Raw genomic sequence first — 14,903 nt, 5'->3', positions numbered from 1 at the left:
TATCGCATGATGCGATCAAATTATTTAAGTTTTAAATTCAAATTTAAGCTCAATTCTTTCAATTGATCCTGATGGATAGTAGAAGGAGCATCGATCATCACATCTCTTCCTGAATTGTTTTTAGGGAAAGCAATGACGTCACGAATAGAGTCTATTCCAGCTAATAATGCAACTAAACGATCAAATCCAAATGCTAATCCACCATGCGGAGGAGCACCGTAAGTAAATGCTTCCATTAAGAAACCAAATTGTTTTTGTGCCTCTTCGGGTGTGAACCCTAAATGTTTGAACATCAAAGATTGCAATTCACGATCGTGTATACGAATCGAACCACCACCTACTTCAGTACCGTTGAGTACAAAATCGTACGCATTTGCCCTAACTTCACCAGGATTAGTATCCAATAATGCAATATCCTCCGGTTTTGGAGAAGTAAAAGGATGGTGCATCGCATGGTAACGTTCAGACTCTTCATCCCACTCTAATAGCGGAAAATCAAGTACCCAAAGTGGTGCAAATTTGTTTTTATCACGAAGACCCAATTGATTGGCCACTTCAAGACGAAGTTCATTTAATTGTTTACGTACTTTATCCTTTGGACCGGCCATGATTAGGAATAAGTCACCAGTTTTAGCATTAAATAATTTTGCAAATTCTAATAATTGCTCAGGTGTATAAAACTTATCAACGGAAGATTTTACCGTACCGTCTTCATTGTAGCGCGCATATACAAGACCTGTTGCACCGACTTGAGGACGTTTTACAAAATCGGTCAATGCATCGAGCTGTTTACGAGTATAGTATGCACAATTTTCTGCGTTAATACCAACTACTAATTCAGCTGCATCAAACACAGGGAAGCCTTTGTCTTTTGCAACTTCATTTAATTCTACGAATTGCATACCGAATCGGATATCTGGTTTATCAGAACCGTATAAACGCATCGCATCGGCGTACGTCATACGAGGTACTTCTCCCAAATCAATATTCTTGATTTTTTTGAAAATATGCTTTGCTAAACCTTCAAATATATTTAAAACATCTTCTTGCTCTACGAATGACATTTCGCAGTCAATCTGTGTAAATTCGGGTTGACGGTCTGCACGTAGATCCTCGTCGCGGAAACATTTTACTATTTGAAAATACCGGTCGAAACCAGATACCATCAATAATTGCTTGAATGTTTGTGGCGATTGTGGTAAGGCATAGAATTCTCCTGCATTCATACGAGAGGGAACAACAAAATCACGAGCACCTTCCGGTGTTGATTTGATCAAGACAGGGGTTTCAACTTCTAAAAAGTTTTGCTCGTCAAGAAAACGACGAACTTCCTGAGCTGTTTTGTGACGTAAAATTAAGTTTTCACGAACTGGGTTACGACGTAAGTCTAAGTATCTGAATTTCATTCTGATGTCTTCCCCGCCGTCGGTTTCATCCTCGATGGTAAATGGTGGCGTTTTCGCCGAATTTAATATTTCTAAAGAAGAAACTTTGATTTCAATTTCTCCAGTTGGAATTTTTAGATTTTTACTCGAACGTTCGATAACTGTTCCAGTTACTTTAATCACATATTCACGGCCTAGTTCACGTGCGCTAGCGCGTAAAGAATCGTCGTCATCCGAATTAAAAGTTAATTGTGTAATGCCATAGCGATCTCTTACATCTATGAAAGTCATTCCGCCTAAATCGCGAGATTTTTGAACCCAACCGCTAAGTGTTACTGTTTTACCTAAGTCAGCTATTGTTAATTCTCCGCACGTGTTTGTTCTATGCATACGCTAAATTTTAATTTTACTACAAAATTATCTGTTTTTAGGGAGAATAACGAATGGCAATTTTGTTTTTTGAAAGAAACTCCATTACACTTTTGGAAGCTGCTATTATTTCTATGGTAAATTAAATTTTTCATTCTTATAATTGGTGAATTTTGAAACTAGTTGGTGTATTTTAAGGATGAATTTTAATGTTTTTATATATCTGTTTTTTTATCCCACATTCTCCCATTTTTGAGTCATTTTTTGTAAAAAATATGTTTTTTGACGTAGTTTCAGTCCAGTTTGACGAAAATAAAAGTGATTTTTGAGGTCTTTTTTTTCGTGTTATACCGTTTTTTGAAACGGTATGAAAACTGTATTTATGCGCTGATATTTAGCTTTTTGCCTGCTTTTTCCTCAAGTAATTTTCAAGTAAATGTAGCGGTCGGGCTATGTGGAAAACTTTTTTGTGGGTAAAAGTGGGTAAAAGTGGGTGAAAGTGTATACTTTTACATTGAATTTGAAACCAATGTGTACAAAATGAGTTTTTTAATTGGCGAATATGAATGCAAGTTGGACACCAAAGGAAGAATGGTGTTGCCCGCTGCGCTCAAAAGGCAATTGCCTGATGTTGAGCGTGAGGGACTTGTGATCAATCGTGGATTTGAAAAACATTTGGTGATCTATACGCGCGAGGAGTGGAATGCGATTACAGCTCGGTTAGCTCAGTTGAATCAGTACGTTGAAAAAAATAGGATGTTTATCCGAAATTTTACACGTGGTGCAACGGAGCTAAGTTTGGATGCTGCTGGTCGTGTTTTGTTGCCAAAGGGTTTGCTAGATTATTCAGGTATCACAGGTGAAGTTGTTTTGGCTTGCCAGGTTAATAAAATTGAAGTTTGGTCCAAAGACGGATATGAAGAGTTTATGAATGGAGATCTTGGAGAGGATTTTTCAGCTTTGGCCGAGCAGGTTATGGGAGGTTTTGATTTAGGAGGATTAGCGAATGGATAATGTTTATCACGTACCAGTAATGTTAAAAGAGTGCATGGATGCTTTGGCGATTAAGCCAAATGGTATTTATGTGGATGTTACTTTTGGTGGCGGAGGGCACTCAAGAGAAATTTTGAAACACTTGGGACCTGAGGGCAGGTTATTTGCTTTTGATCAGGATCCAGATGCATTAAATAATGTGATTGATGATGCTAGATTTACCTTGATCCATCAAAATTTCCGTTTCTTAAAAAACAATCTTCGTTTGAACGGTGTGAAGCAGGTGGATGGTATTTTAGCTGATTTGGGAGTTTCGTCTCATCAGTTTGATGCCGCTGACCGTGGCTTCTCTATTCGTTTTGATGCGGATCTGGATATGCGTATGGATCAGATTTCTGATGTTGACGCTCGTACAGTATTAGCGACTTACGCTGAGGAGGATCTTCATCGTATTTTCGGAATGTACGGGGAGATCGTTAATGCAAAAACATTGGCAAAGACAATTGTGACAGCTCGTTTGACTGCTCCTATTAATACGGTTGCGGAATTAAAGGAAGCGATCAAGAAGTTAGTGCCTAGAGGGAAAGAGCATAAATATCATGCGCAGGTTTTTCAGGCTTTGCGTATTGAAGTTAATAAAGAGTTAGAAGCTCTGCAGGAGTTTTTATTACAGACGGTCGATGTTTTAAAATCAGAAGGACGTCTTGTGGTCATGTCTTATCATTCTTTAGAAGATCGCTTGGTTAAGAATTTTATGGCTAAGGGCAAGTTTAGAGGTGATGTAGAGAAGGACTTTTTTGGGAATGAAATAAAACCATTTCATGTTATCAGTCGTAAAGCAATTACGGCTAATGATACAGAACTGGTTGAAAATAATAGATCGCGTAGTGCGAAACTGCGTATTGCTGAAAAGTTGGAGATAGCTTAATGCTTTAATAAAGTGTCGAGATGGGCAAGAATACAATAAAACAGCAGGGATTAAGCGAGGAGCTTCAAGAGGAACTACAGGAAGCAGTTGAGGAAAAAGCCGAGGAGACCCAGAAGTTTCTGCGGACGCTACTTACTGCTGGTAATTTGTCTATATATTCCATCGTCAATTATCTGCCATTTATTGGGTTTGTAACACTGCTTATGTTGCTTTATATTACAAATAGGCATTTTGCGGAGCGTACGATTCGTAATATCGATAAGCTGGGGAAGGAAGTTAAAGAGTTAAGCTGGGATCATAAATCACTTTCGGCAGAACTCATGAAAATGTCCACTCAAACTGAAATTGCGAAACGTGTGGATTCTTTAGGTTTGAAAGAGCGGGTAGAGCCACCGATCAAGATCGAAATTGTAAAAGAAAAAAAGAAGTAGGAGACGTTTATGAATATCAGAACTACCATTCTATTTCGTGTTTATATCGCATTCGGTTTAATCGTCCTTGTGGCGATTGCTGTGTTTACGAAGCTTTTTCATTTACAGTATATTGACGGTGATAAATGGCGGGAGTTGTCAGATAGTTTATCCATTCAAGAGCGTGAAGTAGAGGCTGCTCGTGGAAATATCTACTCTAATGATGGAAGCTTACTGGCGACATCTGTACCTGAATACGAATTGCGCTTTGATGCTATGGCTATTCCGGAAGAGGAAAACGATTATTTCAATCTGAAAGTTGATTCTTTGGCGATTAAACTGTCGGGATTTTTTAAAGATAAATCTTCTAGACAGTATTTGACATTATTAAAACAGGCAAGAAATAAAAAGCAACGTTATGTCTTGATTAAGCGAGCTGTTTCGCATCAAGACCTGAAAGTTATTAGGAATTTTCCGTTGCTTAAAGCTGTTCGTGTTGGTAAAGAACGATATCCTGGTGGTTTGATTACAGAGCGTCAGAATAAGCGTATTCTTCCGTTTGTTAATTTGGCTGCGCGGACAATAGGCTATAAAAATGTCAAAGAAAATATTCATGTTGGACTTGAAGGTGCCTATGGTGAATATATTGACGGAAAAAGTGGAAAACGCCTGATGCAAAGAATTGCAGGGGGTGTATGGATTCCAGTTAATCGAGATATTGAAGTGGCTCCTGTAGATGGGGCGGATATTATCTCAACCATTGATATCAATATGCAGGATATGGCACAAAGGGCCTTGGAGAAGCAGATGATAGCAAGTAATGCTGATGAAGGTTGTGTTGTGATGATGGAGGTTAAAACGGGAGAAGTTCGTGCTGTTGCAAATTTTACGAAAGACAAAGATGGTGTCTACCGTGAAAAAATGAATATTGCGATTGCACAGAGTGCTGAACCAGGATCTACATTTAAACTAGCATCTTATCTGGCTGCTATTGATGATGGGTTGATCGATTCGAGTACTCATGTGAATGTTGGAAACGGAAACTGGCCGATCTACCGTCACACGATTAAAGATTCACATGCGCCTAAAAAATCAATAATGAGTGCGCAGGAAGCTTTTGAACAATCGTCAAACGTAGGTATTACGAAATTGATTTATGAGCATTATAAAGATAATCCAGGGAAATTTTCAGCTAAGCTGCATTCTTTTGGATTAGATCAGAAATTAAAATTACAAATAACGGGAGAAGGAGCTCCCTTGATAAAAACTCCAAAAAGTAAGAGTTGGAGTGGTCTGTCACTTGTACAAATGGCTTATGGCTACGAGTTAAAAGTGACACCATTACAGATGTTGACATTGTATAATGCCGTAGCGAATAATGGAAGAATGATTTCTCCGCTTTTTGTAAAAGAAATCAGACACCTAGGTAATACGGTTGAAAAATTTGAAGCAAGGGTTATTAATGAGAAGATTGCTTCTGATAAAGCCTTGGGACAAATTAGGGGAATGCTGGAAGGTACGATGAAAGATGGAACAGGGAAAACCTTGAGAAATCCATTGTATAGCTCCGGTGGTAAAACAGGAACGGCTCAAATGGCAGACGGTGCGATGGGATATCGTAATCGTAAATATCAATCTTCTTTTGCAGGATATTTTCCTGCTGAAGATCCAAAGTATTCGATCATCGTGGTGATTAGAAATCCGAGAAACGGATATTATGGTGCGTCAACAGCGGGACCGGTTTTTAAAGAGCTAGCTGATATGGTGTATGCAAATGATTTGGATATGCACAGTGCTTTTAATAGAAAAAAACTAAATACGTCGGCCTTGAATACAAAGGCTTTAACATTAAAGGGATCGCGCGAAGCGACTCAGAAGGTGTACGAGCAGTTAGGTTTAAAAATTGTGAATTGGAATTCAATTGCACAGAATGATTCAACAAGTTCAACGCTTGGAGTTCCATTTGTGGAGTATCAAATAAAAGAGGGTGTAGTGCCAAATGTTATGGGAATGGGGTTGATTGATGCTTTATTTGCTCTGGAGAATTCTGGATTTAAAACAAGCGTGATTGGAAAAGGAAAAGTGATTAAGCAATCTTTGATTGCAAGTCAGAAATTACCAATTGGTACAGGTGTAACAATAGAACTGAAGTAGAATGAAGAATTTAAAATCAATATTACATGCTATTCCTGTACAGGAGGTAGTCGGTCAACTAGATGTTGAGGTAGTATCGCTTTGCTTTGATTCGCGTCAGGTCGTGTTCGGAAGTTTGTTTATTGCCGTTAGAGGTGTACATACTGATGGGCATTTATTTATTGAAAAAGCAATTGCATTTGGAGCAAGAGCAGTAATTGTAGAAGAGTTGCCGACAGAGACGTTGGATTCTGTTGTTTATATTGTTGTAGCCGATTCAGCATTAGCTTTGGGTATTGTTGCATCTAACTTTTATGATAATCCGTCAAAGAAATTGAAATTGGTTGGCGTGACGGGAACGAATGGTAAAACAACTGTTGCAACGTTGTTGTTTCAGCTGTTTTCAGAATTGGGTTATCATGTTGGGCTTTTGTCAACTGTACAGAATCAGATCGGTGATCGTATTATACCTGCAACACATACAACTCCTGATCCTATTCAATTAAATCACTTATTGAGTGAAATGGTTGAAGAGGGATGTGATTACTGTTTTATGGAGGTAAGTTCGCATGCAGTAGTGCAACAACGGATTGCAGGTTTGAAATTTACAGGCGCTATTTTTACGAACATTACCCATGATCATCTGGATTTTCATAAAACTTTCAGTAGTTACATTAAGGCAAAGAAAAAGTTTTTTGATGATTTAGATACAGCAGCTTTTGCACTGACGAATGAAGATGATCGTAATGGACAGGTGATGTTGCAAAACACATTTGCTTATAAAAAGACATATGGCTTGCATTCTGGTGCTGATTTTAGTGCTAGAATTGTGGAAAGTCATTTCGATGGGATGTTGATGAATATCGATGGTCATGATGTTTGGGTGAAATTGGTTGGAGGCTTTAATGCTTATAATGTATTGGCAGTTTATGGAGCTGCTATTTTGCTGGAGCAAGAAACTGTTCGTGTATTGACTGCAATGAGTGTCTTGACTGGTGCAGAAGGGCGTTTTGAAACCATGAAAGCACCGAATGGCGTCTTCGGAATTGTTGATTATGCACATACACCTGATGCTGTTGAGAATGTATTGCAGACCATTGAAAAATTACGTAATGAGAGTCAGCAGATTATTACGGTACTGGGATGTGGTGGTGATCGTGATAAAACAAAAAGACCCGAGATGTCACAGTCGGCATTACGTTATAGTGATCGTCTGATTATTACATCAGATAATCCGAGAACGGAAGATCCGCTTGTTATTATCAAAGAGATGGAAGCGGGTGTTGCTCCTGAGCAAAAGAGTAAAGTTTTGTCTATTGCCGATCGTAAAGAGGCTATCCGAGTAGCATATCAATTGGCTAAGCCAGGTGATATTATTGTGGTAGCTGGAAAAGGACATGAAAAGTATCAAGAAGTGAATGGTGTACGCCATCATTTTGATGATAAAGAAATTTTAGAATTAACATTTAACGAAGAATAAGAATATGTTGTACCATTTATTCACATGGTTAAACGAATACGTGCACATTCCAGGAGCTGGACTGTTTCAGTATATTTCTTTCAGAACATCGATGGCGGTGATTGCATCATTGATCATCACGACTGTCTTTGGAGGAAAACTGATTCAGGTACTTCAGAATAAGCAAGTGGGAGAGACCATCCGTGATTTAGGATTAGAGGGGGAGAAAAAGAAACAAGGTACACCAACTATGGGTGGTTTGATTATTATTGCAGGTATTCTAATTCCGACTTTATTGTTTGCGAAGCTGACGAATATTTATGTCATCATTATGATCGTTTCTACACTTTGGATGGGAGCTGTAGGATTTTTGGATGATTATATTAAAGTATTTCGTCATAATAAGGAAGGTCTGGCTGGCCGTTTTAAGGTAATCGGTCAAACTGGTTTAGGTATTTTCATTGCATGTACAATGTATTTTCATCCAGAAATTGTCGTACGTCAAAATGTTGCGTCACCTACTTCGACTAAACCTGTTGAGGTTGTGATCAATCAGAGTACCGGTGAGAAGACTTATGCAGAGAATGTGAAATCATCGAAAACAAATATTCCTTTTTATAAGAATAACGAATTTGACTATGCTAAAGTGTTTAAGGTATTTGGACTTAATAGTAATGTTTTAACGTTTATTGTATTCTTGGTCGTTGTAGTATTTATTGTGACAGCGGTATCTAATGGTGCAAATATAACAGATGGTATTGATGGTTTAGCCACGGGTACTTCTGCAATTATTGGTGTTACACTAGCCATTTTAGCTTATGTGTCCGGTAACGTTATTTTTTCAGACTACCTGAATATCATGTATATTCCTAATTCGGGAGAGCTTGTGATTTTTGCAGGTGCTTTTGTTGGGGCATGCGTTGGCTTTTTATGGTACAATACTTATCCTGCTCAGGTATTTATGGGAGATACGGGTAGTTTGGCTATTGGTGGTATTATTGCCGCTTTTGCGATTTTGATCCGTAAAGAACTGCTGATCCCGATATTGTGCGGTGTTTTCTTATTGGAACTGGTTTCTGTTATTTTGCAGGTTTCTTATTTTAAATACACAAAGAAAAAATATGGTGAGGGAAGACGTATTTTCTTAATGTCTCCTTTGCATCATCATTTTCAAAAGAAAGGTTATCATGAAGCTAAGATTGTAACCCGGTTTGTGATTGTTGGAATTATTTTGGCCATTTTGACCATCGTAACATTAAAAATTAGATAACAGTATGGCGAACATTTCATCAACATATTATCCACAGTCGGGAAAACTAATCGTTCTTGGAGCAGGTGAGAGTGGTGTAGGTACTGCTATACTGGCAAAACAGAAAGGTTTTGATGTTTTTGTTTCTGATATGGGAATGATTGCATCGCACTATAAAGTGCAGCTGGATGAAGAACAGATTGCTTATGAGGAGGGCACTCATACCGAGAAACGTATTTTATTGGCGGATCTTGTTGTGAAAAGTCCCGGTATTCCGGAACATGCTCCTTTAGTCATTGCGTTGAAAGCTAAACATATTCCTGTTATTGCAGAAATAGAATTTGCTGCACAATATACCGACGCTAAATTGATCTGTATTACGGGATCAAATGGGAAATCGACCACTACCATGTTGACCTATGAGATGCTGAAGCATGCAGGTAAACATGTAGGATTAGCAGGAAATATCGGTAAAAGCTTTGCGCTGCAAGTCGCACGTGAGCAATTTGATGTTTATGTATTGGAAATTTCGAGCTTTATGCTGGATGATATGTACCAATTTAGAGCAGACATCGCTGTTATTTTGAATATTACCGCTGATCATCTGGATCGTTATGATTATAAGGTGGAGAATTACGTGGATTCTAAGTTTCGAATGATTCAAAATCAGACAAAAGACGATTACTTCATTTATTGTCTTGATGATCCACAAACAGCAGCAGGTTTAAAAAGACATCATACTGCAGCAATGCATTTACCTTTTACACAGGAACAAAAAGTAGAATTTGGAGCATATTTGACTTCAATTAAAGATATTATAATTAACATACCTAATAGCGATACATTTACTATGAGAACGGAAGAGTTGTCTTTGACAGGGAAACACAATGTGTACAACAATATGGCTTCTGGCCTTATTGCTAAGGTTCAAGAGTTGAGAAATCAAGCTATGAAGGAAAGTATGAGCTCATATGTTAATATTGCACATCGTTTGGAGCAAGTAGCTTGTATAGGTGGCGTTAATTATATTAATGATTCAAAAGCAACCAATGTTAACTCGGTTTGGTATGCTTTGGAAAGTGTATCCACACCTATCGTTTTGATGTTAGGTGGCGTGGATAAGGGCAATGATTATGAAATGTTGCGCGATTTAGTTAAAAATAAAGTACGTGCTATTGTTTGTATCGGCAAAGATAATACGGCTATTCACGCCGCATTTGAAGATGATACGGAATTGATCGTAAACAGTTCTTCTATGAAAGATGCGGTGCAATTAGCATCTCATTTGGCTCAAAAAGGAGATACGGTATTGTTGTCACCAGCGTGTGCAAGTTTTGACTGGTTTAAAAATTACGAAGATCGCGGTGATAAATTTAAAGCCGCAGTGATGGAGTTGTAGTGGATATAGGTTTTATAAATCTAAAGTAATTAAATATGGTAGAGCATCTACTTTCTAAATTAAAGGGCGACCGTTGGATATGGATTATTGTAATCCTGCTTTCGGGCTGGTCTTTGTTAGCGGTCTACAGTTCTGTAGGAACGTTGGCATATAAAGAAGGTAAGGGAACAGAATTATATCTGTTCAAGCACTTCTCTTTGATTGCTGTTGGTTTTGTGTTGATGTATTTATCGCATAAACTGGATTACCGTTATTATGCAGGTATTTCCAAATTGTTGATGGCGATAACGGTTCCATTGCTTTTATATACATTGATTTTTGGAAGTAAGGTGAATGATGCAAGTCGTTGGGTTACGATCCCTGTGATTAATCAGACTTTTCAAACTTCCGATTTGGCAAAGTTGGCATTGATTACGTTCTTAGCTCGTATGTTGTCCAGGAAGCAAGAGGAGATAAAAGATGTCAAGAAATCATTTATTCCGATCATGGGTGCTGTTTGTGGTGTCTTTGTTTTAATTGCTTGGGCGAATATGTCTACAGCAATTATGTTGTTTGGGGTATGTGTATTACTGCTCTTAATTGGGCGTATTAGTTTTAAGCAGATCGCTATTGTATCTGCCGGTGTGGTATTGCTCGGAATAATTGTTGTTTCGATCGGTCCAAGACGAGCAACTTATTACAGTCGTGTCAAGTCTTTTATCGGGGTTGAAAAAGATAAACAGGAAGGTATGCCTGTTTCATTTCAGGATGATAAAAACTATCAGGCTAATAATGCGAAGATTGCAATAGCGACGGGAGGTGTTTTTGGTAAAGGACCAGGTAATAGTATTCAGAGAAATGTATTGCCACACCCTTATTCGGATTTTATATTTGCCATCATCATTGAAGAATATGGAACAATAGGCGGTGTCGTCTTAATTTTTCTATATCTCGCTTTGATGTATAGATGTATTCGTATTGTGACATTAAGCCCTAAAGCATTTGGTGCTTTTTTGGCCGCAGGGCTAGGCTTTAGTTTGACTATTCAAGCATTTGCGAATATGGCAGTAGCAGTAGGTTTGGGTCCGGTGACCGGTGTTCCGCTTCCCTTAGTGAGTATGGGAGGAACATCAATTCTATTTACCAGTATTGCATTAGGAATTATCTTAAGTGTAAGTAGAAATATTGAAGAGTTAAAAGGTAAACAGGAATTGGATGAACGACCAAAGGAAAAAAGAGTGGTCGTTGGTACGATTCCAGTATAAAAGATATAAAGAATGGCTATACGTGTGATCATAAGTGGTGGTGGTACTGGCGGACATATTTTTCCGGCAGTAGCAATTGCTAATGCACTAAAAGCATTGGATCCGCAAAATGAAATTCTTTTTGTTGGAGCTAACGGCCGTATGGAAATGGAGAAAGTTCCAGCAGCAGGTTATAAAATTGCGGGATTAGATATTCAAGGGATCAATAGACAACAGTTTTGGAAAAATATATTTTTACCGTTCAAGCTGTTTAAAAGCATGAACAAAGCACGTAAAATTGTCCGTGAGTTTAAACCTGATGTAGCTGTTGGTGTTGGTGGTTTTGCTTCTGGCCCCTTATTGATGGTAGCAAATCGATTGCATATACCAACACTCGTACAAGAACAAAATTCTTATGCGGGAGTTACCAATAAGCGCTTAGGAAATAAGGCAGCTAAGATTTGTGTTGCTTATGAAGGTATGGAACAATTTTTTCCAGCAGAGAGATTATTGTTAACGGGTAATCCGATTCGCCGTGCTTCTATTGAGATTGAAGGTAAGCGTGAAGAAGCGTTGGCCTTTTTTGGATTAGATGCTGATAAAAAGACAATTTTAGTCACGGGTGGCAGTCTAGGAGCACGTACTTTGAATGAAAGTGTAATGGCTTCTCTCGGGAAGTTTGATGATGCAAATATACAAGTGATATGGCAGTGTGGAAGTTACTATTTCGATCAATTAAGTCAAGAATTGAAAGATAAACTTTCTGGTCGTGTTCATATGCTTGCTTTCTTGCAACGTATGGATTACGCTTATGCAGCGGCTGATATGATTATTGGCCGTGCAGGTGCTGGAACGATCTCAGAACTATGTGTGGTTGGTAAGCCGGTAATATTGGTTCCTTCGCCCAATGTCGCGGAAGATCATCAAACAAAAAATGCGATGGCTTTGGTGAATAAACATGCGGCGGTATTAGTTAAGGATAACGAGGCAAAAGCAACATTATTTGACACAGCTATTGCTTTGCTCGGTAATGAATCTGAATCGAAAGCTTTGGCTCAAAATATAAAGAAATTAGCGCTTCTTGATGCGGACGTAGTCATTGCAAAAGAAGTTATAAAATTGGCAAATAAAAGGTAGAAATAATGAAAATTGACGCAATCAAACAAGTATATCTTATTGGGATAGGTGGAATTGGAATGAGTGGACTTGCTCGTTATTTTGCTCACTTAGGATGCGTAGTGAAGGGATATGATCGTACGGAAACGGAATTGACTAAAACATTAGTGTCCGAAGGAATTGAAATTTCGTATGTTGATGATGTCAATACGATAGATCCGATATTTAATATTTCTAATGAAGAAACATTAATCATTTTTACTCCTGCTATTCCTAAAGACTCTAAAATTAAACATCATCTGGAAGAAGTAGGGCATACGCTACATAAGAGATCTGAAGTTTTAGGCATCATTAGTGAAAGTCGTTTTACAATTGGTGTGGCGGGTACACATGGTAAAACGACAACTTCTACCATGGTGGCCCACATATTAAAGGATAGTGGTTTTGACTGCTCTGCTTTTCTAGGCGGTATCAGTTCCAATTACGATACAAATGTTTTGTATGGTAATAATGATGTGGTCGTCGTAGAAGCGGATGAATATGATCGCTCATTCTTAACTTTACATCCTAATATAGCTATTGTGACTTCAGCTGATGCTGATCATTTGGATATTTATGGTGATGCAAGCCAACTTTTGACGACTTTTCAAATGTATTTGGATCGAGTTGTTGAAGGTGGTACGCGTATTGTTAAGAAGGGTTTACCTTTTGAAAGTCAAATCTCGTATTCTGGACATGATGTTGCAGATGTTTATGCTTCTAATGTACATGTTAAAGATGGAGAATTTTATTTTGATTACATTTCAGGAGATGCAAAGATTGAAGATATTCATTTGGGAATACCGGGCACGCATAATGTTGAAAATGCTGTAGCGGCAATAACTGTTGCCCGTATTTTGGGTATTGCAGATGATAAAATAAAAGTTGCACTAACGAATTTTAGAGGTGTTAAAAGACGTTTTGAATATATCGTAAGAAGTCCGTCTGCTATTTATGTAGATGATTATGCACATCATCCGGAAGAGTTGCGTGCATTTTTGAGCTCGATGCGTAAGCTATATCCGAATAAGAAGTTGACAGTTGTATTTCAGCCACATCTCTTTACGAGAACCCGTGATTTTATAGAAGGATTTGCAGAAGTGCTTTCTATGGCAGATCGTGTACTACTTATGGAAATCTATCCTGCTCGTGAATTACCTATCGAAGGTGTAAATTCATCTTGGTTGTTGAGTAAAATCACGGCACCGGAAAAAGCTGTTGTTACAGCCGAGGAAGTATTGGCAATTGCTCAGCGTGAAAAACTGGAATTGTTGGTGACAGTTGGAGCTGGTGATATTGATAAATTAGTAAAACCATTGAAGGAAATTTTAGCACATGCTTAAATATTTACACAACATACGATGGAATCGCGTATTATATTTATCACTCTTTTTTTTAGGTGTGATAGCTGTAATCATTGTGATGTCCTTGGTCAATCGCAAAGATGACCTTCAAGTATGTCGTGAGGTAAATATTTTTATTGAAGGAAAAGAAGCTTTTATTGATCAAGGAGATATCTCTGCGCTTATCAGTAAAAGTTATGGCAATATAATTGGTAAGCCATTACTTGATATTCCTTTAGAAAAGATCGAAAAAACGTTGAAAAAGTTGCCTTACGTATCTAAGGCAACGGTTCATTTGGATATGGATGGTATTCTAGCCATTAATATCGCGCAACGGGAAGTCGTTATGCGTGTCATTAATAAGAATGGTCGGGAATATTATATCGATTTAAATGGATTGAAGGTACCAACTACATTGAAATATGTACCTCATGTCATGATTGCAACAGGTAATATTGAAGAGGGGTATAAGAATCCTTTGGATTCGATTAACTCTACACTGGTAAAAGATTTATTACGAGTGACACAGTTTATCGAAAATGATGAGCTGTGGAGCAATCAAGTTGTACAGGTATTTGTTAACAATGATAAAGATATTGAATTGGTACCTCGGGTCGGAAATCAGCAGCTTGTTATCGGCACTGCCGATTCTTTAGACCAAAAGTTTAGTTTGTTGCAGACATTTTATAAAGAAATAATCCCTAAAGTCGGGGTTGACGCTTACAATAAAGTGAATGTAAAATATGCAGGTCAAATTATTTGTGAAAAACGTGGTGTTTGGACATTTGATGATCTGCATAACCCGGAGAAGAAAGTAAAGAATAACACATTATAGTATACAGCATCAATACAGAATA

12 protein-coding genes are annotated in these 14,903 nt (G+C 38.0%); 11 read left to right on the top strand and 1 reads right to left on the bottom strand.

Annotated features, from left to right (window positions below):
- Window positions 1-20: 20 nt before the first annotated feature.
- Window positions 21-1,775 (bottom strand): aspartate--tRNA ligase, encoded by a 1,755-nt coding sequence (aspS, locus tag EDF66_RS20020; RefSeq protein WP_132844608.1) that lies wholly within the window; start codon window positions 1,773-1,775, stop codon window positions 21-23.
- A gap of 519 nt (window positions 1,776-2,294) precedes the next feature.
- Here aspS and mraZ point away from each other — a divergent pair.
- The 11 genes from mraZ to EDF66_RS19965 are packed head-to-tail and all read left to right on the top strand — an operon-like array spanning window position 2,295 to window position 14,881.
- Window positions 2,295-2,768, top strand: coding sequence for a division/cell wall cluster transcriptional repressor MraZ (gene mraZ, locus EDF66_RS20015; RefSeq protein ID WP_031288067.1), 474 nt, complete (start codon window positions 2,295-2,297; stop codon window positions 2,766-2,768).
- Window positions 2,761-3,675 (top strand): 16S rRNA (cytosine(1402)-N(4))-methyltransferase RsmH, encoded by a 915-nt coding sequence (gene rsmH, locus EDF66_RS20010; protein WP_132844606.1) that lies wholly within the window; start codon window positions 2,761-2,763, stop codon window positions 3,673-3,675. Before mraZ ends, rsmH begins: the two co-directional genes overlap by 8 nt.
- Window positions 3,676-3,695: 20 nt before the next feature.
- Window positions 3,696-4,106, top strand: a complete 411-nt coding sequence (locus EDF66_RS20005; protein WP_021189603.1) for an FtsL-like putative cell division protein — start codon at window positions 3,696-3,698, stop codon at window positions 4,104-4,106.
- Between the two features lie 9 nt (window positions 4,107-4,115).
- Entirely contained in the window at window positions 4,116-6,239 is a 2,124-nt protein-coding gene (locus tag EDF66_RS20000) for a penicillin-binding protein (protein ID WP_021189602.1), read from the top strand.
- A 1-nt stretch (window position 6,240) separates the two neighbouring features.
- A complete protein-coding gene (locus EDF66_RS19995) occupies window positions 6,241-7,698 on the top strand; it encodes a UDP-N-acetylmuramoyl-L-alanyl-D-glutamate--2,6-diaminopimelate ligase (protein WP_132844604.1) in 1,458 nt (485 codons plus the stop codon).
- A gap of 4 nt (window positions 7,699-7,702) precedes the next feature.
- Window positions 7,703-8,947 carry a phospho-N-acetylmuramoyl-pentapeptide-transferase gene (gene mraY / locus EDF66_RS19990; protein WP_021190263.1) on the top strand — a complete coding sequence of 415 codons (1,245 nt, stop codon included), beginning with the start codon at window positions 7,703-7,705 and terminating at the stop codon, window positions 8,945-8,947.
- 4 nt (window positions 8,948-8,951) lie between these two features.
- A complete protein-coding gene (gene murD / locus EDF66_RS19985) occupies window positions 8,952-10,325 on the top strand; it encodes a UDP-N-acetylmuramoyl-L-alanine--D-glutamate ligase (protein ID WP_132844602.1) in 1,374 nt (457 codons plus the stop codon).
- 35 nt (window positions 10,326-10,360) lie between these two features.
- Window positions 10,361-11,569: an FtsW/RodA/SpoVE family cell cycle protein gene (locus tag EDF66_RS19980; protein ID WP_021190261.1), complete on the top strand. Its 1,209-nt coding sequence runs from the start codon at window positions 10,361-10,363 to the stop codon at window positions 11,567-11,569.
- Window positions 11,570-11,581: 12 nt separating this feature from the next.
- Window positions 11,582-12,685 carry an undecaprenyldiphospho-muramoylpentapeptide beta-N-acetylglucosaminyltransferase gene (gene murG, locus EDF66_RS19975; protein ID WP_132844600.1) on the top strand — a complete coding sequence of 368 codons (1,104 nt, stop codon included), beginning with the start codon at window positions 11,582-11,584 and terminating at the stop codon, window positions 12,683-12,685.
- Between the two features lie 5 nt (window positions 12,686-12,690).
- On the top strand, window positions 12,691-14,046 hold the full coding sequence (gene murC / locus EDF66_RS19970; RefSeq protein ID WP_132844598.1) for a UDP-N-acetylmuramate--L-alanine ligase: 1,356 nt from the start codon (window positions 12,691-12,693) through the stop codon (window positions 14,044-14,046).
- Window positions 14,039-14,881: a cell division protein FtsQ/DivIB gene (locus EDF66_RS19965; protein WP_021190259.1), complete on the top strand. Its 843-nt coding sequence runs from the start codon at window positions 14,039-14,041 to the stop codon at window positions 14,879-14,881. Before murC ends, EDF66_RS19965 begins: the two co-directional genes overlap by 8 nt.
- Window positions 14,882-14,903 lie beyond the last annotated feature (22 nt).

The sequence above is a fragment of the Sphingobacterium sp. JUb20 genome (assembly GCF_004342035.1).
GTDB lineage: Bacteria > Bacteroidota > Bacteroidia > Sphingobacteriales > Sphingobacteriaceae > Sphingobacterium > Sphingobacterium anhuiense.
Note: the sequence above shows the minus strand (reverse complement) of the source record. Positions and strands in the feature narration are given on the sequence as shown.